Source organism: Bacillus sp. ME78, assembly GCF_903970865.1.
In the GTDB taxonomy this organism is placed as follows: Bacteria; Bacillota; Bacilli; order Bacillales; family Bacillaceae_G; genus Bacillus_A; species Bacillus_A cereus.
In genome coordinates this window covers 193,268-214,268 of sequence record NZ_CAJCKK010000005.1, presented here as the reverse complement: position 1 = coordinate 214,268, position 21,001 = coordinate 193,268, and the positions used below count along the sequence as shown (strand labels likewise).

Below are 21,001 nucleotides of genomic sequence, written 5' to 3'. Positions count from 1 at the left end.
GTTTAGCCTCTCTCCTTCATTTGTTCAACAATGTAATTGACGATATGACGACTTGTTAACGCTCCAATATATTGACCGTTTTCTTCAACTGGAACGATCTCCTCATCACGCACACGAACTAACGCTTCTTGTAAAGAAGAATGTAATGATAGTGCCTGCCCTTCTAATTGCACACTTTGATCAAGCGGCAATACATCTGCTACACTTTTCTCCTCATACCAAGTTCGTCCACGATTTCCAATGAACTCCTCTACAAATTCATTTTTCGGATTATGTATAATTCCTTCTGGTGTATCTAGTTGAACAACTTTTCCATCTTTCATAATACAAATGCGATCTCCAAGTGATAATGCTTCTTGCATATCATGTGTTACGAACACGATTGTTTTTTGAATCTTTTTTTGCAACTGTACAATATCCTTCTGAAGCTGTTCCCTACTTAATGGATCTAACGCACTAAATGGTTCATCCATAAGAACGATTTTCGGGTTTGCGGCTAATGCTCGCACGACACCGACACGTTGTTTTTGTCCTCCTGACAATTCATCAGGCATACGATCTCGATATATATCCGGATCTAATCCAACCATATGTAACAAGTCATCGACGCGTGCTTTTATTTCCTTTTTGCTCCATTGCCTCATTTCAGGAACAACTGCAATATTTTCAGCGATTGTCATATGAGGAAACAATGCAATCTGTTGCAACACATATCCTATATCCCAACGTAATTCGTTTATATTATATTGTTGAATATCTTTTCCATCGATTAAAATCGATCCTTCAGTCGTTTCGATTAAACGATTAATCATCTTCATTGTCGTTGTTTTCCCGCAACCACTCGGACCGATGAGAACGAAAAATTCTCCCTTTTTAATTTCTAAATGCAATGAATCCACTGCTTTCGTGCCATCTTCATACGATTTTGACACATGATTAAATTGAATCACAAACACAACTCCTTTACTGTTGTTTCCTTTATTTTGATGGAATATGGCATTCATTTCAAATGATACGCTTTTAAATTAAAAAAGAGCTCGCATTTGAGCTCTAACGGTCGAACAATATTGTTTTCATAATAGCAGCATATTCGCGAACATACATTTTTCTCTTAGAACGAATTGGTGTTTCAGCAGCTAGCGCCTCCATCTTCATACCTAAACGCTTTGCAATTATTTTCGTTCGATATAAATGATATGTATTACTTACAACTACCGCATGTTTCACATTATATAAATCCATACTAAATTTTAAGTTTTCATACGTATTTGTAGATTGATCTTCTATTAAAATACGACTCTCATCTATACCGTGTACCATTAAATAATTTCTCATGCTATGAGCTTCCGGTATATCTTCATCTTCTCCTTGACCACCTGAAACAATTACTTTCGCTTCAGGATGGGAAAATAAATACTCCAACGCTACATCCAAACGATTTTGAAGAGATAAAGACGGTCTATCTCCAAATAACTTTGCACCCAGTATAAGAACGTACGGAGAGTGATAGCTCAACTTTTCACGAGCAACTTTGTTCATTCGAAACGTCATATAAATGATGTATAGTGGCGGTAATAATAAAATCATAAGAAAGATCCATTTGTTCATAAATAAGTATTCACTCCCTTTCTTGTTATTATATAGAAAAAGAAAGGGAGGCAGAAGTGTTTTTTCAAACGATTGATTTATTAGAAACATGCGCCGCTACTTTACGTTGTGATAGTACATAATAAATAGCGATTCCTAATGAGAAAATCAATATGCAGCTTAATACGTAAAACGGCAGCATGACTCCGACTTTAGATACACCCGCTGTAAACAACATTAATAATAAAATTCGTATTCCAGTACCAATTAGGCGAAATAAGCTGTCTACACGTCCCATTACTTCGTTTGGAATTTCCTCCATCATCAATACATTTCTCGCCACTCTTGTACCCGCATTTCCAACTGCATGAAAAATTGCAAGTCCATATAAGAAAATTACGGAAGGTTCAATAATCATTGCGGTAATTGAAATTACATAAATAAACATCGTTATAACGATTGAAACTTCTGTTTTTACATATTTCATTATGAGTGGAATACAGATTCCTGCAACAACCGCTCCAACACCGTACATCATCCCCTCTATTGCGTATACAGAGGCATTGGCTTTAAGTATATCCGAAATATAAACTGGTATTAAATAATTTGCCATCATAACACCTATAAACGGCATATAAGTGGCCAGTAAGAACCAAAAGAGCTTAGGACGTTTTTTCATAAAGTGAATTCCTTCAAACAATTGCTTCTTAAATGTTATTTTTCTTTTCACTTCTTTTTTCTTTACGTACGGTATACATAAGAAAAGAAAAAATGCTCCAGCAAAAGTTAACATGTCTACTAACAAAATCCACTTCAAAGATACAATTTCAATTAAGAAGCTCGCGGCCGCTCCAGAAATAACTTGTGTTAACTGTCCTTGTATTTCCATCGTTCCACTTAAACTTTTATAATGTTCTGCTTGAAATATCTCTTGGTTGAACGCAAATATTGTAGGATAAAATAATAAATAGTAGAATGATCCGGCTATATAAATAAGAATATAGTGAATAGAATGATAAGGTTGCCCAGCAAATCCCCAAATAACCATTATTCCGATTACGGCTATTCCGATTCCTTCGTTACATAACAATAAAGATTTTCTTGAAAAACGATCAATACTTTGCCCAATGAATGGTGTTAATAAAAACATAATAAGGGTTGCAATGATAGAAACATAACCAAACGTTGTCTCTCCTCCACTCTCTTTAATTAACAGCCACGGAATCGTTATCATAACAATTCCGGAACCAATAGCAGATAGACTATTGGCCCCTAGAATGTAATACAAGCGAGAATCATGATAAAGTGAGGACATATCACTCCACTCCTAGTTGCTTTTTCACCTCTTTATATACGCTCATATATGCTTTTAATTCTTTAACTACATCATGAATTAATGGTTTGGCATCTTCCCCAAGTTCACCATCTTGCACATGTAATCCATCAAGCACAACTTGTTTTGGAATGGCATTTGCATAAACACCTCTAGAGACCGTTCGCATGCTGTTTAATGCATTTATTCCACCTTTACCGCCACCAGCAACCGCTAACAACGCAACTGGTTTATGAATAAATTCACTACTACTTAAGTAATCTAAAGAGTTTTTCAGCGCACCGCTCATCGCATTATGATATTCTGGTGTACATAATACAACCCCATCCGCAGCTTTCACTAACGTTTTCAATTTTTTTACTGCCTCTAAATCACGTTGTGACTCTTCTCCATTGTATAAAGGTAACTCCTCAATTGCTAAATCATATAATTCCCCTTCAAATTGATCCGCAATATATTTTGCCACCACGCGAGTTCTACCAAATTTTCTTGGTGTACCATTAATAACGACTAGTTTCATGATTATTTCTCCCCTTTGTTTTCAAGTTCTACTTATATATTATCAGAAATTTCTATACAAAACACAATATTAAGAGTTAACTTGTTTCATAAAATAGTATGATAAACAAAAAAGAACTCATACTTTCGTATGAGTTTCGCACAATTACTTCGTTTCATCTCTGAGACTCAATGTACCTAAACTTTCATTTGCTTCAAAATGATTATATGCTTTTTCCGCTAATCTTTTCCGTTCTTCTGGTAATTCTATATATTTCATTACGTTTTCAATTATTTTTTCGTACGGAGTAAACACAATTCCTGGCCACTCTACCTCATCTTCTGGATTACTATTTTCGGAAATAATAAATTTCTTATTTGCGACTGCATAAGACACGCGAGGTGTTTCAAGAATTCCTGATAAATAAAAATGAATATTTAATATAATTTTAGCTCTAGCAATCAATTCATTTCTAACAATTCCCCACGCATTATTTTTAAAAACTATATTTAAATTCGGGGCAATCGCTTTTAGATGATCAAAAATAGCTTGTCGCCTCGGATTAAGAGCACCTATAAACAGAATATCAATATCTTCAATAATCTCATCTTCAAATGCATCTTTTTTTATTTCCAAAGTTGGAGCATAGTTCATTTTTACATGTTTTATTTCTTTTCCTACCCCTTTTTGTTTTAGCCATTCTATATTTTGTTTACTATAATCCCAAATCACTCTATCTTTTAATAATATTAAATAAAGGGGGTGTGCATATGGACTTCCTTCGTATAGCTGTTCTAAATTATAAATAATTGCATCTTTCGGAAGAAGATTCGGGTTATATGCGTATGTATGGGCTCCAAAAACAACTGTATTCTTTACATTTTCCAGTATTGTTTCTGATATAATTACTGTATTTCCCTCCTGCTCCAACCGCCACTTTAAAGCTCGCGCAACATCTATGAAACTACCGTATGTCTTTGGGCATATAAAAAGACAATAATCATATTCTTTATTCAAATAAGCTTCCATTAATTTTAAATTATTTTTATATAAATCTACATCCGGATGTTTAAGTACTAACTCATTTGCATGTTTTCTTGCTACTTTATATAATCCAGCATAATAAGCAGCGATGCATCTTCTTAATTCGATTCTTTCCCGATGTTCATCTAATACATCCATGTTTAAAAGAAGATTTGCGATACAATACGCTTTTAAATGATCACGATCATAATAATAGTCTAGTAGTGGCATCAATTCTTCATACGTATTTCCATGCACCGATTCTCCTAGTTCAATCGCCCATCGCATTAATTCCATGATTACTCCACTACTCCTTTAACCGAAAATGTATTTAATAAAATTTCGCATTATTCTCTACTACATTTGCTATATGAAATGGAATCTCTTCTTTAATCGATTCCAAATACTTTTGCGACACGGCCCCTAAATGTTTTTTATGAGGTATATAGAAAGCACTAATAGAAATTTCATAGTCAAATAAGTAATCATACACATGATAATCTACAAATAAAAGATCATCCTTTGGAAAAGGAATTTCCTTCCCTTGCAGAGCATACATCAAAGCAATATTGTTTTGAGATCGTAATCGATACAACCTTGCAAGTTGGTATAATGGTTCAGCCCGGGTTGGTCTATATTCCCACGCTTTTTGAAAATAAAAAACAGCTAATGCTAAATATTGCTCTTCTTGCCCTTTAACAGTTTCTTTTTCATCAGCATCTGTCACTTCATTTTGTTTATTTGCTGAACGATTTGCTAACTGCTCATAACAAAATCCTATTCGCAATAACGAATAGAATACCTCTTCAACCCACCCCCCTGCTTCCACTCGTTTTTTATACCATTTAATCGAATCTTCAAATTGACTTAAATGAAAATAAGTTTGGGCTAAATAAAATAAATATCTTATATGCAAATCTGGCGTTGTTTCTGGGTCATTTATTCCTTGTAACAACAACCTCTCATCTCTTTCAAATTTATCAGCTTTACTCCCGCCATCTCCGGGATCATTCACGACAAGAGTCTCTAACCGATCTATCCTCGTATTGTAATTCGCTCCAACTTTTGAACGATCTATATCCCAATACTCATGAGTAACACCGACAGATTTCCATGGTAAAGAAGCTTTCAAAAGACGTGTAAGCCAATATTTAATATGAACATCATATTGCAATGTAAGATAATGATCTTCCGTTAAGCTCGTTTTATCGAAATTCGGATCAACCTCTAAAATCATATCCGCATCTAATATTAATAAATAATCTGCTTCTGGATATGTTTTTTGCGCTAATGAAACAGCTAAACTTCTGTTATAACCAAAGTTTTTAAACGGCTCATGATGAACCGTCCCAGGTATCTCATTTTCCTTACACCAATTTTCAATAATTTCAGGCGTATTATCCGTCGATCCAGTATCACAAATAGAAACATAATCTACAATTGATTTTGTTGCATTTAAACATCTTTCCATAATTCTAGACTCATTTTTGACAATCATACAAAGACATAACTTTTTTTCTTCCTTTACAGACTTCACTTGCTCATTTCCCATTTAACCACCTCATATTTTATTAACACGCTCTTCTCATATGTAACAACATTTTTTAGCTATACTGATGACATAAGCACCCTTTTACTATTTATGAAAACTTCATTTTATTTATTCTTACTTTTATGTTGGGACATATTTCATGCTTCGCTTTATATTTGATACAATCAATACAAAAAAACATAATACGGGAATCCGTACATTTCAAAGTCTAAGAGAAGGTTATATTTTGTTGGATTACATTTGGCTAGATGACAAATCACCAATTTTAGAACAACTACCAAATAATTTTAAATCTGCAGCTATATTGCTACATCCATTTGTCCAAATGCCTTTAGGATGGGAAAAGTCTGTGAGAAAAAGACCATATGAGCACATCTATCCTAGCGCTGAAGAAATCATTCACAATGGGAAATCCGTTTCTTGGAAGGAAATGATGTCTTGTAGTGGATTACATTCATACGCAGACCTAGCAATGGCCATGTTGACTTCCATTAGTGCCTTTTCAGAAGAATATAAAAGAGAGGATTTAGCTGAAAAGCTACATTCAAACTTAAAAAAAGATCTTTATTATCCAACAGAAGATTATACGTCTATATTTTTATTACACAAATTACTTAAACTCCTCGGTTCTAAAGGTGCAAAAAATCTATATTTCTCTGAACCAATTCTTGATACAAACGGATTATTACAGGTAAATAATACTACTCCATTAGATATTTGGGACATTAGCAATAATGAGTTAATTATTACTGGAGAAGACAATGAGTATGCGTTTATGAGTATATACGATTCCTTTACAACCTTATTATTAGCTAAAGAAGAAAATATAGAATATATTGTTCAATCAATGAATGTTGAAGCTGTCATTTGTGACAAAAAAACGATGATTGATTGGTATTTTTAAATTAGTAATTTCTTAAACTATAAAAAAGAAACTTGCGCTTATGCACAAGTTTCTTTTCAAAAACATCCTTATTTTTTTACAACTTCATGTCCACCGAACTGATTACGTAGTGCTGAAACTACTTTTCCATGGAATGTATCATCTTCCTGAGAACGATAGCGCATAAATAATGACATCGCGATTACTGGTGCCGCTGCTTGTAACTCAAGCGCAGTTTCAACAGTCCATTTCCCTTCTCCTGAAGAGTTCATTACACCTTTAATGCCATCAAGTTTAGGATCATCTGCAAATGCTTTTTCAGTTAAGTCCATTAACCAACCGCGGATTACTGATCCGTTCGCCCATACTTTTGCAACATCTTCATAATTGAAATCAAAGTCACTCTTATCTAGTACTTCAAATCCTTCAGCAATTGCTTGCATCATGCCGTATTCAATACCGTTATGAACCATTTTTAAGAAATGACCACTACCAACGCGGCCAGCATAAGAATAGCCATTTTCTACTGCTAAATCTTTAAATAAAGGTTCTAATTGGTCGTAAATTTCTTTTTCTCCACCAACCATTAAACAAGCACCGTATCTAGCTCCTTCTACACCGCCAGATGTACCGATATCTACATAATGTAATCCGAAGCTTTTTGCTTCTTCAGCACGGCGTAACGTATCTTTATAGAATGAATTTCCACCTTCAATAACGATATCACCTTCATCTAATAACGAATACACATCTTTTAATACTGACTCTACAACTTCTCCTGCAGGCACCATTACCCAGATCGTACGAGGAGCTTCTAATTCAGCGATCATTTCTTTTAATGTATGACGTGCAGTAATTCCTAGTTTTCCTGCCTTTTCTACAAGCTCTTTATTTACATCGTATACAACTACTTCATGCTTGTCTTCATGTAAGTGTTCAGCTAATGGGAATCCCATTTTTCCTAATCCAATTAATCCTAGTTTCATATTAATCAATCTCCTATTCTATACAAATATATTTAATATCGAAATTAGCCCAAGTGCTACTACAGATAATATAGTCTCCATTGCAGTCCATGTTAATAACGTTTCTTTCACAGTCATTCCGAAATACTCTTTAATCATCCAAAATCCTGAATCATTCACGTGTGATAAAATTAATGACCCTGCACCTGTTGCAAGTGCTAATAATTCAACATTTACACCTGGTGTACTTGCTGCAATCGGCGCAACAATACCAGCTGCTGTCATCATAGAAACAGTTGCCGATCCTGTCGCAACTCGGATAAGTGCAGCAATTCCCCATCCAAGTAATATTGGTGAAATATGTGATTCTTTCGCCATTTCAGCAATTGTAGTACCAATTCCAGAATCTAATAATACCTTATTAAATGCACCACCAGCACCAATTACTAACAGTATGTTTGCAATTGGCCCAAGGCAATCATTTGTAAATTGTAATACTTTATCTTTAGAAAATCCTTTTGCATAACCAAGGCTAAAGAAAGAATAAATCGTTGCAATTAATAAAGCGACTATTGGATCTCCAATAAAGTGTAACACTTGTGCAAGTTGACTCGTTTTATGTAACGCTACTTCAGCAATGGATGCACCAAGCATAAGAAATACTGGAAGTAAAATAGTAAACAATGTATTTCCGAAGCTAGGAAGTCCTTTCTTCTTATCTCTTTCAATAAATTGCTCCGCTATATCTAATGGTACTTCCTTATGTATACGAGCACCAATCCATTTCCCGTAAAGTGGACCTGAAATAATTGCAGTTGGAAGTCCGACAATTAACGCATATAAAATTGTCTTCCCTACATCTGCTTTAAAAATACCCACTGCCGCCATTGCCGCTGGATGCGGTGGGACAAGTCCGTGTACGACTGACAGTCCTGCTACTAGCGGAATACCGATTGTAATAAGTGATACCCCAGTTTCTAACGCAATTGTAAATACTAACGGAATTAATAGGACGAATCCAACTTGGAAAAATACCGGAATCCCTACTAAAAATGCAACGAACATCATCGCCCAGTGAACTCGTTTCTTCCCAAAACGATTAATTAATGTGTTAGCGATACGTTCAGCACCGCCAGATTCGGCCATCATTTTTCCAAGCATCGTTCCTAGTGCTAAAACTATCGCTAAAAAGCCTAACGTATTACCAAGCCCTAGTTTAATAGAATCAATAATCCCTGGATCTTTTGGTGAAGTTCCAATTAAAGGCATTCCCATTGCTAAACCTACACCAATTGCTGTTAAAATTAATGCGACAAATGGATGCCATTTTACTACCGTAATAAGTAAAAGTAGTATGACAACTGCCGCTAGTACGATCCCAACTACCATTTCTCCCAATCCCCCTATTGTTTACGTTGGAAAGCAGCTATACAATCAAATTCTTCTTTCAAGCGATTGTAAAGTCGTTCATACATATAAAACATTTCTAAATATATAGCCGTATTTTCTTTATTCGGTACATGGTGATGGACAATATCAATCCAATCCTTTACCTCTTCAAGAGAATCAATTTTTCCTACAGCATATAAAGCAACTGCCGCTGCCCCAAGCGCAGATGCTTCATGACTTTCAGGTACAAACAATTCTTTTCCCATCATATCGGACAACATTTGTCTCCAAAATGCAGATTTTGCAAACCCTCCTGAAACTCGTATTTCAGTAAGTGGCCCTGTACAATCCCTGATTGCGAGTGCTACTGAATATACACTCATACAAACACCTTCCATCACTGCACGTATAAAATGTTCTCGTTTATGTTGAAGATTGATTCCAAAGAATGTACCACGAGCGTTTGCATTCCAGTAAGGTGCGCGTTCTCCAGATAAGAAAGGTAAGAACAATAGCCCATCCGCTCCAGCTGGTACGCTTTCTGCATATTTAATTAATAAATCATAAGGATCAATGCCGAGCTTTCTTGCTACTTCTTGCTCTGGACTACCAAATTCATCACGTAACCATCTCAGTAATATTCCGCCGTTATTCGTTGGACCACCGATTACCCAGTGCTCATCTGTTAATGCGTAACAAAACGTTCTCCCTTTCTCATCTGTATTTATATTTGATGAGATTGTTCGAACCGCACCACTCGTTCCAATCGTAATTGCAGCCGCACCCGGTGATATCGCACCAACTCCTACATTTGCAAGAACCCCATCACTTGCTCCGATGACAATTGGTGTTTCTGCACTTATCCCCATCTTCTGTGCTAATTCTGGCTTCATACCTGATAAAATATATGTAGTGGGTACAGGGGTTGATAATTGTTCTGGTGACATATGTAACATAGTCAAAACATCTTCATCCCAGTTTAATGTTTCTAAATTAAATAACCCTGTAGCAGAAGCAATCGAATAATCAACTACGTAGCGTGAAAATAATTGGTAAATCACATACTCTTTAATGGAAATGAATTTATAGGCACTTGTATATAACTCTGGTTCCTCTTCTTTCATCCATAACAATTTAGAAAGTGGTGACATCGGATGAATCGGTGTACCTGTACGTCTATAAATTTCATGCCCATTCATTTGTTGTAATAATTTTTCTGATTGCTTCGTACTTCGATTATCTGCCCAAATGATAGAACGCGTTAATGGCGCACCATTTTCATCTACTGCAATTAATGCGTGCATAGCTGTACTAATACCGATTGAAGAAATATCTTCTGGTAATACATTACCTTTTTCAATGGCAACGCTTACACTTTTGTATACAGCGGCACATATTACATCAGGATCTTGCTCAGCCCATCCTACATTCGGTTGAATAATTGGGTAATCGATTGCATGTGATGCAATGACTTTTCCTTTTTCTGTGAACACAACCGTTTTTGTACTTGTGGTACCGATATCAATCCCGATTACTCTCCCCCTTGTTTCCATGCGAATCTTCCCTTCATTTCTAGCAAAATAAGATTTAGTAAACCGTTTACATGAATTAGTATATAAAATATTTTTTCATTTATCAAGTTATAAAAAGAAAATTTTTTTCACAACAAAAAGTAAATCCCCTCATTCCATTTCACTTATATACTAAATTTAGCTTTTCCGTGCGGTAAAATTACGTTATCTTCTTTACGCAATACACTCTTTCCTCTCATTAACAACACATACATAGTCCTCCATACGTTCTACTCATTTGCATGAAAAAGCGTTGAAAAGCAATATTCATTTTTAGGGATCACGTTACATAACCATCAAGCCAAGAAAAGTAACTACCCGCAGAATGAGAATTCTGTGCATTTTGCTCTTGTTTATTGTTTTAGATTCACTAGTCCTTTTATCTTGATAAACATAGAGCGCGGCCCCCCTGCTATCACTTTTTTATCTTGTAAATATATCTTACATACTATAAAATTTAATAGTATTTTTATTTTTCAGAAAAATAAAACAATAATATAGAATTTATTGTATAATGTTGTAAAAAGATGTCGGAGGGATTTAATGTTAAATAAAATATCTCAATTCACAATTAAGCTTTCATCAATTCTTTTATCACTCTTACTATTATTAAATTTACCTTATTTATTTATCACTCAACAAGGGTTTACCTTTCAACCAATTTATTTTTTTAATCAGATCGTTACCATGTTAAAACAGGTCTTCTCCCCTGAATCATTAGTGATTATAGGATCAGACCCGAAGTTTGGCCATTTCAAAAAAACACCATTATTTCCAACTGTCTTAGAACCTTACCTATATTCATTTACTATATTATTTTTAGCCTTTTTTCTTGCTCTCTTTCTATCATCTAGCATGGCATTTTTTTATTTTTTAGCGAAAGATTATATAAAAAAATGGATAAACCGAATTGTGTTCATATTAGAAGCTGTCCCTGATATGATGATGATGATTTGTTTGCAAATATTCTTCATATGGGTACTTCAAAAATTCGGGGAATCTCCTGTCACTATTATTTCTTTTAATGAAAATCGAGCTTATTTACTCCCTATTTTATCATTAGCTGTCTTACCTACATTACAAATGTTTCGGATGATGGTGTTATACATAAAAGAAGAAGAAGGAAAACATTACGTAGAGGTTGCATATGGAAAAGGCCTTTCATCAAGTTATATACTCTGCATTCATTTATTCAAAAATATATCTATCCACTTCTTTCACCATTTAAAAACGATTTTTGTTTTCTTACTTTCTAATTTATTCATTTTAGAATTTGTTTTTAATATGGAAGGCATTATTCAATTTCTATTTAATAAGGCGTTTGTTTCACCTCCCGCTGCATTTATCATACTTGTTATGATTATTTTACCGTTTTATGCCATTTTCCAAATAGTCTCATTCATGATGAATAGATGGAAAAAGCAATTGAAAGGAGTATCATTATGAAATCTATTTGGAAATCAAAACGCTTTTTAATCGGCTTTACTTATCTATTCATACTTATTTCAGCTAGTTTTATTTATAGTTGGTTCTTTAAAGATAACATCCCAAAACCTCCTCAGTTACTTTACAATGACAATAACGAATTACTTGGAAAGGCCCCCTTTCCGCCATCGTTAATTCCACCTTTTGGATCTGATCGTTTTGGAGAGTCTGTTTTCTTACAAATTGTAGAAGGAGCAAAATTCACTATTTTATTAGCCGTAGCAATTAGCTTCTTTCGAATTTTATGCGGAACATGTATAGGAATCCTCTTAAGTTTATATGCTCCAAAACTCAAGAGATTTTTCCAGTCATGCTCAGAAGTTTTTTATTATATTCCAACTCTATTTATCGCATTCATACTCATCACGCCCGTTAATATTATAATCACATCAAATGCTGATGGGGTAGATCCAAATATTTCATTTACGTTTTATCAAGTACTCGTACTTATTTTCGTCGCTCTGCCTACACTTTCTTTATACATATCCTCAGAGGTTGATGAATTTATGAAACAAGATTACATCTTAAGTTCACAATTACTGGGGGCTAGTCGTTTTCATATTATTAAAAAACACTTACGAGTCTTATTACTTGACCGCTTATTTGTATTATTTATGGAACATATCGTCCAAACACTCATACTCGTTATCCATTTAGCGTTGCTTAACATTGTAATTGGCGGCATACAAATGCGTGAACTCTATGACGGAGTGCTCAAACCTGTTTCTCTATCTAATGATTGGGCAGGTCTTATTGGATTAAATCGTAATGAAATGAATCTTTCATGGTGGATTATTTTTTATACTCTCGCTTCATTCTTTATTACGATTCTATTTATTAAGCTTATGACCATCGGGATTCAAGATGCACTGAAAGCAAGAGATTCGCAAATTGTAGCAATTCAAAACGTTCCAGATCATAAAAAATTTGTTAAACATAAAGATTCCTTTTCGTTTGCAAATAAAGTAAACCTTTAATCATTTCTCATTAATCAAGTATTAATTGGCATCGATATTAGTAGAAAATAAAGAAGATGATCCCTATTAAATACAGGGATCATCTTCTTATGCTGTCTAACTTTTTTACATGTCCTTTGCTAGACTCATGCTTTTTATATTTAAAGTGAATTATTTGCAATCACAATTATGTTTTTTAAAATCAATTACCATACGCCCTTGAATTCTACCTTGTTCCATTTCTTCGAATACATTTTGTACTTTATCTAGCGAACAAGTTTGAACAACCGGCACTACTTTTCCTTCTGCCCCAAACATAAACGCCTCTTCCAAATCTTTACGAGTACCCACTAGAGAACCAACTACTTCAATTCCATCCAGTACAAGTCGCGGGATGTTTAAGTCCATTGTTTCTACTGGTAGCCCTACTGCAACTACTTTACCGCAAGCACGTACTGCATCAACTGCTGAGTTAAAGGCTACTTTAGAGACTGCTGTTACTACCGCAGCATAAGCGCCACCAAGCTCCTCTTGAACAATTTTATCAGCAGGACCTTGAGAAATTGGATTGATAGTCATATCAGCACCAACTTCTTTCGCTAAGGCTAATTTGTCGTCATTAATGTCTACTGCGATTACCTTTGCACCAAATACATTTTTAGCATATTGGATAGCTAAGTTACCTAATCCACCGCAGCCATAGATTACAATAGGTTGACCAGGTTTAATATCTGATACTTTAATAGCTTTATATGTAGTTACACCAGCACATGTAATTGATGATGCTTGAGCAGGATCTAATCCTTCTGGTACTTTTACCGCATAATCAGCAGTAACGATACATTGTTCAGCCATACCACCATCTACTGAATAACCTGCGTTTTTAACTTCACGGCAAAATGTTTCTCTACCAGTTACGCAATATTCACAACGTCCACAAGATTGGAACATCCATGCAATACTTACACGGTCACCTATCTTTAGCGAATTAACATCATCAGCTATTTTCGTAACAATACCTACACCCTCATGACCAAGAATACGGCCATCAGTGTTACCAAAATCATGATTCGCAACGTGTAAATCAGTGTGGCAAACTCCACAATACTCTACATCTACTAACGCTTCGCCTGAGCGTAACGGACGTAATTCTTTTTCAATCACTTCGATGTTTGCTTTGCTGTTTTTATTAACCACTACTGCTTTCATATGTGATCTCCCCTTTAGTGTTTTAGCGTTTTAATGAGTTTATCTCACAACTACTTTCCTCACTACTTTGGCTAGTTATTGTACCAAATTTAAGTGTTCAATCATCATTACATCTTCATCATAACATGACACTTCATAAACAGCTTGTGAAATTATGAACAATATTTGAATTATTACACAAATCGGTCTTTATTTTAAATTTTTAAAAATGAGAGTTTATCACTGACTATAAGTAAGTCATACATTTCTAAAAGAAAATAAAGTAACAAACTTCTCATCGATAAAAAAGCTCTTCACTCAATATTTTCTATATTTAAACACTTAGTTTCACAGTAATAGCCTTTACCGCCAACATAAACTTTTTCTATTTTATTTTTGCTATTGGTTGCTAATTTAACTAATATTTCAGAAGGCAAGTGTAATGAATAACCTTGTTCAAATACATAGACTTCTTTTTGCAAGTAGTGCTGTTCATAAAGGTAGCAAGCTAATGCACCGTTTGAAGTTCCAGTCGCTGCTTCTTCATTAATGTCGTATAGTGGAGCAAAATTTCTGCATATAATTCGATTGTCATTAAAAGTATATAGATGCATCCCGACAACATTATAATACTTGCTGATTTCTTTAATTTTTTCAAAATTAGGTTGTAGCGCATGTAATTGTGTTTCGCTTTTTATAGGAATTAAAATATCTTTTAAGCCCGTGGAGACAATTTGAATTGGGTAATTATTGTCTATATCTTTAATGTCAAAACAGTCGATGAACTCGTTTGGAGATACAACATCATAGAATATCGGTTTGTTTTGTTCCATGAATATGATGTCATCTTTTATAGTAATAGTAAGAACACCGCTGTTCGTTTCAATCGTATAGCGATTCTTGAAATTTTCATTTAAATGCATCAGTATCGTGAAAGATCCGATTGTGGCATGACCACATAAATCAACTTCTTCTTTTGGTGTAAAATACTCAAATTTATAATCAGCAATTTCAGATTCTGATATAAATGCGGTTTCCGCATAGCCCAGTTGTTTCGCTATTTCCATTTTTTGAGTAGTGGTCAATGTATTCTCAATAAATACCACTCCCGCTTTATTTCCGCCTTTATGATCCTTGCTAAATGCACTTGCAACATAAACAGATATTTTCATAAGACACCTTCCTCGCCTATAGCAAATTTCAATATAATAATCCTATATATAAATATAATTGGATAAATTATCAATATAACAAGAGACAAACTATTTTTTTTAGCATTTGAACTCTCCAAAAATAGTTTGTCTACAGTCTGAAAGCACTTCATTTGAAGAGCTTTTTTTATATTCGCTTCATCGAAATCGTTTCACGTATACTTTGTAAATTTTTTAGCGTTTCCTCTTGTCGCTGCAACGACAACCCTACATACAAAGTATCTAATAAGCTTAACTGTGCTAATCGTGATGAACTTGCTTCTGTGCGGAACTCAGTCTCACGTGTTGATGTATATAACGTAATATCAGCAAGTTGACTTAATGCTGATTTCTTATAGCTCGTAATCGCAATAATTTTGGCCCCTCTTGCTTTCGCTACTTCTAACGCTTCAAGTAATCCTTTATTGCTACCAGAATGAGAAATGCCAATAACAACTGAATTTTCCGAGAGTAAACCTGCTCCCATAATTTGAAAATGCGAATCAGTATGAGCGATACAAGAAATACCCGTTCTCATAAACTTATGATACGCATCCATCGCAATAATACCAGAGCCACCATTTCCATAAAACTCAATTCGACTTGCTTCTTGCAAAGCTCGTACAGCCTGCTCAAGTGCTGTTTCATTTAGCAAATGTAAAGTATCTTGCAGTCCTGTAATATGCGAATGAAAAACTTTTTTAGCAACAGTTACCATACTATCTTCTGCTGATACCTCTTCATGAATATTTTGCATCGGTGTATGTACAATTTCACGAGCTAATGTAATCTTTAAATCTTGAAAACCTTGCAAACCAAGGTGTTTACATAAGCGGAATATCGTCGCTTCGGAACTACTCGTAACTTCAGCTAATTCTGTAATAGATTTATGTACAACATCTTGTGGATGTTTCAAAATATGTTCGGCAATACTTCGCAATTTCGGTGATAAACCATTTAACGAAGCCTGAATCTTTCCAATCCCACTCCTTGTACCAGGCATAGCATATCCTCCTCTTCTATCGTAGCTTTATCCTGTAAAAACCGATTAGTTTAACTTTATTGTACCTAATTATTGAAAGAAGAAAAACCTATATTAGGGATTACTATAAATTTTAATTGCTCCTATGTATTCTGTCATACGATATAACAGAATTATTCATGCTTATGAATAATCCTCCCCATGTTTCACTGCGTATAATGCGGCTTGCGTACGATCATCCACTTCCAATTTAGCTAAAACGTTTGAAACGTGTGTTTTCACAGTTTGTTCTGTAATATGAAGTTCTGCTGCAATCTCCTTGTTGCTTCTTCCTTTCGCAATTTCGCGAAGTACCTCTTGCTCTCTTTTCGTTAACATTGAAAAAGGATTTTCTATTTCCTTCTTTACTGCGGTACGCCCCATTAATGCAGGTGTTACTTTCGGGTGAAAATTCGCATTTCCTTGATGTACTGCAATAATAGAAGCGACAAGTTGCTCAGGTTGTACTTCTTTTAATTGATAACCATCTGCTCCAGCTTCAAGTGCTGGTATAACATAATCTTGCTCTGAAAAACTACTTAATATAAGTACCTTTATCGTCTCATCGTATTGCTTTAGACGTTTTGTTGCCTCAATTCCATCCATTTTCGGCATCGATACATCCATTAGTACGACATCCGGTCTTTCTTTTTGCACGAAATGTAATGCCTCTTCGCCATTTTCCGCTTCCCCAATAATTTCAAATTCTTCTCTCGTTTTCAAAAAGAATACAAGTCCTCTTCGAACGATATGATGATCCTCAACTAGTAGCAATTTAATCTTCAATCTTATTCTCCCCTTCAAATCGGCAATTGAATTTCTATTTTTGTACCCTTTCTTAGCTCTGTTATAATTTGAAACGACCCCTTCATTAACTGAATACGTTCCTTCATACTTTTCAGGCCAAGTGCTGACTCCCTTACTTGCTCTTGTATAAATCCTATTCCATTATCTTCTATGTAAAAATGTAACTGGTTATTTTCTATTTTCAAAAGAACATGTACCTTTTCACACGAAGCATGCTTTTTACAATTATGTAGCGCCTCTTGGCTAATACGCCATAAAACTTCTTCTATTTCATCCCCAATTGAAACCATCCCATCAATTCGAACTTCCACTTGAACTCCTAATAACTTCCCGTAATTTTGAATTGCTTCTGCTAACCCTTTCTCTAATCCTTCAGGTCTTAATTGCCAAATTAATAGAGTCATCTCTTGTAATGCTTCTTGTGATAATTCTCCAATATAACTTAACATCTCTTGCAATTCTCTATCTTGCGTCATATTCAAAGTACCTTTCGCTGTTAGCATAATAGAAAATAACAATTGTTTTACTGAATCATGTAAATCACGTGCAAGTCGATTTCTTTCCGCTACCACTACATATTTACGTTCTTTCTCAACTAACTGAATACGTTGTATTGTTGTTCCAATTTGAAATGCAATTGATTCTAATAATGCTAACTCTTCCTCTGAAAAATGAGTCTTATGAGGCGCAGCCACATTTAGTAGACCAAATTTTTCTGATCCAGACCTAAGCGGAATTGTCGCATGATGTGTAACATCTTCTGTCTCTCCCCAATTACATTCAATTGCATCTTCTATTCGCTTACATTCAATAATATTAGTCGCTTTTTCTAATCTCCCATTCACAAAACGTTCTACACACCAACAGTTTCCTTCACACATCGGCTTCTTCTCTTGCCACGTAAGAGCCTCTGGTAAATTTTCGTCTACAAGCATGCTATGCTTTCCACTTTCATCAATAAAGAATATCCACCCTGTTTGTAAATTCATTACTTGTAACAATGTATGCAACACTTTTTCTAACATATCCTGTAAGTTTGTTGCTTCATTTAATAATTCAGCAATTTCTTTTAATGCTTCTAAACGATGCATCTCTTTTTCTTCAAAGTTCATTCTCATCACCAACTACAATTATAACATTAAGAAATTTCTAAATTCTATAAATAAAAAAAGAACCGAATCCCTTCAGCCCTTTCTTTATATCAATCATTTTATTATTGTTATTCTATCCAATGTTGGAATCAGAATTTTTGTTAACAAACGATTCTACTTTAGCTTTCCGATAAAGATTGTCCACCATGGATATGCTGTAAACCTTCAGTAGTAACAACCATATTCGCTGCTGGCATTTGCACTTGATTCTTATGAAACATAGACATTAATTCAAATCTTACTTGTCTAGAAGTTTCAAAATAATCTTCTGGCTTTATTAAACCTGTAATACAAAATTCATAGCCAACATATTTCAAGTTAGGATTTAAGTCTGTAACACCGACGTATTTAAATGGTTCAACAGCGTCATCCTCTACTCTATAAAGAGTTTGATTCAATTTTTCATTGCATATAACACATACTTCTTCTAACAATTCCTTCACTCTTGTTGGATCTTCCTGATAACTTACCGTGATGCGTTCAATTACACGCATCCATCCTTTATTAAAATTTTGTATCGTTCTAATCTCTCCGTGCGGGATGGTAAGTAGTTTTCCTGACCATTCACGTATTTGCATAAAACGAATACTAATCTCTTCAATAGTTCCTGAATTTGTTCCGTTAAAAGTTACAAAATCACCAACTCGGAACTCTTTGTCCGCTAATCTTGCAAAGCCTAATATAACATCTTTTAGCATCTGTTGTGCTGCAAAACCGATGACAACTCCAGCTATCCCTGCACCTGCAATAATACTTTTTATATCTACAAATTGGCTAATTAAATATATGATAAGACTGATGATAATGATATATCTAAAAATAGATCGAATTACACTTTGAATCGTCTGCTCTACCTCTTCATCAAAAAAGCTTGATTTCCTAAAAAACCAATCAATAATACGATTTATTACAAATGAAATAATGATTAAAACTAAAGCAAATAGTAAAAATCTTAAAAGTAAAAACTCCCTTACATAATTAAAAAATTCTTCAGTATACGTTAATAAGCTCATTCATCCACTTCCTTAACTAATAAAAATTCTATACAAAGCTGCTATATTTTTAAAATTCATTAGACATTCTTCTATAAATATACCCTTTTTCATAACCTAAAGGGAGCTGACAATTGAATTTTTTTATGACTTTACTTTAAGACTACACTACCCATCCAAATAAAAGGAAAACATTTACATAATATCGAATAGTTCATTTGAAAATATTATTACTCACGGAGGTTGCAAGCAATGGGATATATTGAAGAACTAAGAGACGTTGTTGGATCAAGACCGCTTAATTTAGCAGGCGTTGCGGTAGCTGTTTTCAATGAACAAGGACAAATACTACTACAACAAAGGCGAAATGGCATGTGGGGCGTTCCAGGAGGTTTTGTAGAACTTGGTGAATCTATAGAAGCAGCTGGAAAACGAGAAGTACTTGAAGAAACCGGAATCGAAATTGGTACACTTCAGCTAGCAACTGTATTTTCAGGTAAAGAATGTTTTGTGAAATTACCGAACGGAGATGAATTTTACCCTATAACAATTGCTTACCTTTGCAAAGATATTACAGGTGGCTTGCTAAAAGCTGATGGAGTCGAATCATTACATGTACAATTTTTTAATTTAAATGAGCTACCACAAAATATTAGCCCATTCATAAAAAAATTAATTGAACAAAATGTCGTCTCAGTTTAAACGCAAAAAAGAGACCTTTTTAAAGGCCTCTTTTTCATTTCACTTCTGCATGTAAACAAGATTTAAAATGTCCAAGTGCAAATTCATGCCCTTGCGCATTAAAAGATGCAACTGCCTTTTCATAAACAACAATTTTAAATCCTTTATTATAAGCGTCTACTGCTGTGTGAAGAACACAAATATCAGTACAAACACCTACAAGATGAACTTCTTCTATTCCTCTTTCTCTTAACTTCATTTCTAAGTCGGTTCCTGCAAATGCACTATATCGTGTTTTATCCATGTAATATACATTTTCAGCATTTTTATATGTTTCGTATACATCTTGTAATTCCCCAAACAAATCTCTTCCACTTGTACCAGCTATATTATGGGGTGGGAATAATTTTGATTCTGGATGATATACATCATTTTTTTCATGTTTATCAATCGCAAAGACAACGTAATCTCCATTTTCAATATATTGCGTCGTTATATGTACAATTTCCTTCTCAATTTCTTGACCTGGTTTTCCGCAAGTTAAAGCACCTTTTTCCGCTACAAAATCATATGTATAATCAATATTAATAAGAGCTCGTTTCATAACTACTATCTCTCCTTCTTCTGTTTCACAGTAAACAATAGAAAATTTGTTATTACGACATCGTATGTACTATTCGACATTTCAAATGAAATACCTACATTTTTCTTGTAAAACTTACCTTAAT

20 protein-coding genes are annotated in these 21,001 nt (G+C 34.5%); 4 read left to right on the top strand and 16 right to left on the bottom strand.

The window, feature by feature from the left end:
• Nucleotides 1–2: 2 nt before the first annotated feature.
• From H6481_RS09410 to H6481_RS09385, 6 genes are all read right to left on the bottom strand, one after another.
• A complete protein-coding gene (locus tag H6481_RS09410) occupies nt 3–950 on the bottom strand; it encodes an ABC transporter ATP-binding protein (protein WP_000614073.1) in 948 nt (315 codons plus the stop codon).
• 100 nt (nt 951–1,050) lie between these two features.
• A complete protein-coding gene (locus tag H6481_RS09405; protein ID WP_001045718.1) occupies nt 1,051–1,608 on the bottom strand; it encodes a YdcF family protein in 558 nt (185 codons plus the stop codon).
• A 64-nt stretch (nt 1,609–1,672) separates the two neighbouring features.
• Entirely contained in the window at nt 1,673–2,902 is a 1,230-nt protein-coding gene (locus tag H6481_RS09400) for an MFS transporter (RefSeq protein ID WP_000097160.1), read from the bottom strand.
• Between the two features lies 1 nt (nt 2,903).
• The gene (locus H6481_RS09395) at nt 2,904–3,440 is read right to left on the bottom strand and encodes an NADPH-dependent FMN reductase (protein WP_000780357.1); all 537 of its coding nucleotides are present in this window, start codon (nt 3,438–3,440) and stop codon (nt 2,904–2,906) included.
• Between the two features lie 144 nt (nt 3,441–3,584).
• Nucleotides 3,585–4,739 carry a hypothetical protein gene (locus H6481_RS09390; protein ID WP_000422335.1) on the bottom strand — a complete coding sequence of 385 codons (1,155 nt, stop codon included), beginning with the start codon at nt 4,737–4,739 and terminating at the stop codon, nt 3,585–3,587.
• A gap of 34 nt (nt 4,740–4,773) precedes the next feature.
• On the bottom strand, nt 4,774–5,994 hold the full coding sequence (locus H6481_RS09385) for a glycosyltransferase (RefSeq protein WP_182811535.1): 1,221 nt from the start codon (nt 5,992–5,994) through the stop codon (nt 4,774–4,776).
• A 139-nt stretch (nt 5,995–6,133) separates the two neighbouring features.
• Here H6481_RS09385 and H6481_RS09380 point away from each other — a divergent pair, with 139 nt between their 5' ends.
• Entirely contained in the window at nt 6,134–6,898 is a 765-nt protein-coding gene (locus tag H6481_RS09380) for a DUF2711 domain-containing protein (protein ID WP_182811533.1), read from the top strand.
• Nucleotides 6,899–6,966: 68 nt separating this feature from the next.
• Here the strand turns inward: H6481_RS09380 and gnd are convergent, their stop codons facing one another.
• From gnd to gntK, 3 genes are read right to left on the bottom strand one after another with little or no spacing between them, the layout of a single operon-like run.
• Nucleotides 6,967–7,863: a phosphogluconate dehydrogenase (NAD(+)-dependent, decarboxylating) gene (gene gnd / locus H6481_RS09375; protein ID WP_153591569.1), complete on the bottom strand. Its 897-nt coding sequence runs from the start codon at nt 7,861–7,863 to the stop codon at nt 6,967–6,969.
• Between the two features lie 18 nt (nt 7,864–7,881).
• A complete protein-coding gene (locus H6481_RS09370) occupies nt 7,882–9,231 on the bottom strand; it encodes a GntP family permease (RefSeq protein WP_182811530.1) in 1,350 nt (449 codons plus the stop codon).
• Between the two features lie 14 nt (nt 9,232–9,245).
• Complete coding sequence (gntK, locus tag H6481_RS09365) at nt 9,246–10,784, bottom strand: gluconokinase (RefSeq protein ID WP_000449997.1); 1,539 nt, start codon at nt 10,782–10,784, stop codon at nt 9,246–9,248.
• A 561-nt stretch (nt 10,785–11,345) separates the two neighbouring features.
• Here gntK and H6481_RS09360 point away from each other — a divergent pair.
• Both H6481_RS09360 and H6481_RS09355 read left to right on the top strand, forming a co-directional pair.
• On the top strand, nt 11,346–12,248 hold the full coding sequence (locus H6481_RS09360; protein WP_000932680.1) for an ABC transporter permease subunit: 903 nt from the start codon (nt 11,346–11,348) through the stop codon (nt 12,246–12,248).
• Nucleotides 12,245–13,264 carry an ABC transporter permease subunit gene (locus H6481_RS09355; protein ID WP_000836572.1) on the top strand — a complete coding sequence of 340 codons (1,020 nt, stop codon included), beginning with the start codon at nt 12,245–12,247 and terminating at the stop codon, nt 13,262–13,264. The genes H6481_RS09360 and H6481_RS09355 overlap by 4 nt, the downstream gene beginning before the upstream one ends.
• A 150-nt stretch (nt 13,265–13,414) precedes the next feature.
• Here H6481_RS09355 and adhP read toward each other — a convergent pair whose 3' ends face one another.
• From adhP to H6481_RS09325, 6 genes are all read right to left on the bottom strand, one after another.
• Nucleotides 13,415–14,452: an alcohol dehydrogenase AdhP gene (adhP, locus tag H6481_RS09350; RefSeq protein ID WP_000649129.1), complete on the bottom strand. Its 1,038-nt coding sequence runs from the start codon at nt 14,450–14,452 to the stop codon at nt 13,415–13,417.
• Between the two features lie 293 nt (nt 14,453–14,745).
• A complete protein-coding gene (locus H6481_RS09345; RefSeq protein ID WP_023521839.1) occupies nt 14,746–15,603 on the bottom strand; it encodes a PhzF family phenazine biosynthesis protein in 858 nt (285 codons plus the stop codon).
• A 166-nt stretch (nt 15,604–15,769) separates the two neighbouring features.
• Nucleotides 15,770–16,624, bottom strand: coding sequence for a MurR/RpiR family transcriptional regulator (locus H6481_RS09340; RefSeq protein WP_001119652.1), 855 nt, complete (start codon nt 16,622–16,624; stop codon nt 15,770–15,772).
• A 162-nt stretch (nt 16,625–16,786) separates the two neighbouring features.
• Complete coding sequence (gene casR / locus H6481_RS09335) at nt 16,787–17,428, bottom strand: two-component system response regulator CasR (RefSeq protein ID WP_000694630.1); 642 nt, start codon at nt 17,426–17,428, stop codon at nt 16,787–16,789.
• A 14-nt stretch (nt 17,429–17,442) separates the two neighbouring features.
• Nucleotides 17,443–18,540 carry a two-component system sensor histidine kinase CasK gene (gene casK / locus H6481_RS09330; protein WP_170925745.1) on the bottom strand — a complete coding sequence of 366 codons (1,098 nt, stop codon included), beginning with the start codon at nt 18,538–18,540 and terminating at the stop codon, nt 17,443–17,445.
• A 179-nt stretch (nt 18,541–18,719) separates the two neighbouring features.
• Nucleotides 18,720–19,613 carry a mechanosensitive ion channel family protein gene (locus tag H6481_RS09325; protein ID WP_000055430.1) on the bottom strand — a complete coding sequence of 298 codons (894 nt, stop codon included), beginning with the start codon at nt 19,611–19,613 and terminating at the stop codon, nt 18,720–18,722.
• A 231-nt stretch (nt 19,614–19,844) separates the two neighbouring features.
• Here H6481_RS09325 and H6481_RS09320 point away from each other — a divergent pair, with 231 nt between their 5' ends.
• Nucleotides 19,845–20,294, top strand: a complete 450-nt coding sequence (locus H6481_RS09320; RefSeq protein ID WP_000540497.1) for an NUDIX hydrolase — start codon at nt 19,845–19,847, stop codon at nt 20,292–20,294.
• Nucleotides 20,295–20,328: 34 nt separating this feature from the next.
• Here the strand turns inward: H6481_RS09320 and H6481_RS09315 are convergent, their stop codons facing one another.
• Nucleotides 20,329–20,877: an isochorismatase family cysteine hydrolase gene (locus H6481_RS09315; protein WP_000816771.1), complete on the bottom strand. Its 549-nt coding sequence runs from the start codon at nt 20,875–20,877 to the stop codon at nt 20,329–20,331.
• Nucleotides 20,878–21,001 lie beyond the last annotated feature (124 nt).

Excerpts from the sequence above, each read along its gene's own strand:
- H6481_RS09315 (WP_000816771.1), bottom strand. The coding sequence starts at position 20,877 with ATGAAACGAGCTCTTATTAATATTGATTATACATATGATTTTGTAGCG.
- H6481_RS09340 (WP_001119652.1), bottom strand. The coding sequence starts at position 16,624 with ATGCCTGGTACAAGGAGTGGGATTGGAAAGATTCAGGCTTCGTTAAAT.
- H6481_RS09405 (WP_001045718.1), bottom strand. The coding sequence starts at position 1,608 with ATGAACAAATGGATCTTTCTTATGATTTTATTATTACCGCCACTATAC.
- H6481_RS09355 (WP_000836572.1), top strand. The coding sequence starts at position 12,245 with ATGAAATCTATTTGGAAATCAAAACGCTTTTTAATCGGCTTTACTTAT.
- gntK (WP_000449997.1), bottom strand. The coding sequence starts at position 10,784 with ATGGAAACAAGGGGGAGAGTAATCGGGATTGATATCGGTACCACAAGT.
- H6481_RS09400 (WP_000097160.1), bottom strand. The coding sequence starts at position 2,902 with ATGTCCTCACTTTATCATGATTCTCGCTTGTATTACATTCTAGGGGCC.
- adhP (WP_000649129.1), bottom strand. The coding sequence starts at position 14,452 with ATGAAAGCAGTAGTGGTTAATAAAAACAGCAAAGCAAACATCGAAGTG.
- gnd (WP_153591569.1), bottom strand. The coding sequence starts at position 7,863 with ATGAAACTAGGATTAATTGGATTAGGAAAAATGGGATTCCCATTAGCT.
- H6481_RS09395 (WP_000780357.1), bottom strand. The coding sequence starts at position 3,440 with ATGAAACTAGTCGTTATTAATGGTACACCAAGAAAATTTGGTAGAACT.
- H6481_RS09360 (WP_000932680.1), top strand. The coding sequence starts at position 11,346 with ATGTTAAATAAAATATCTCAATTCACAATTAAGCTTTCATCAATTCTT.
- H6481_RS09325 (WP_000055430.1), bottom strand. The coding sequence starts at position 19,613 with ATGAGCTTATTAACGTATACTGAAGAATTTTTTAATTATGTAAGGGAG.
- H6481_RS09385 (WP_182811535.1), bottom strand. The coding sequence starts at position 5,994 with ATGGGAAATGAGCAAGTGAAGTCTGTAAAGGAAGAAAAAAAGTTATGT.
- H6481_RS09390 (WP_000422335.1), bottom strand. The coding sequence starts at position 4,739 with ATGGAATTAATGCGATGGGCGATTGAACTAGGAGAATCGGTGCATGGA.
- H6481_RS09345 (WP_023521839.1), bottom strand. The coding sequence starts at position 15,603 with ATGAAAATATCTGTTTATGTTGCAAGTGCATTTAGCAAGGATCATAAA.
- casK (WP_170925745.1), bottom strand. The coding sequence starts at position 18,540 with ATGCATCGTTTAGAAGCATTAAAAGAAATTGCTGAATTATTAAATGAA.
- H6481_RS09320 (WP_000540497.1), top strand. The coding sequence starts at position 19,845 with ATGGGATATATTGAAGAACTAAGAGACGTTGTTGGATCAAGACCGCTT.
- H6481_RS09380 (WP_182811533.1), top strand. The coding sequence starts at position 6,134 with ATGCTTCGCTTTATATTTGATACAATCAATACAAAAAAACATAATACG.
- H6481_RS09370 (WP_182811530.1), bottom strand. The coding sequence starts at position 9,231 with ATGGTAGTTGGGATCGTACTAGCGGCAGTTGTCATACTACTTTTACTT.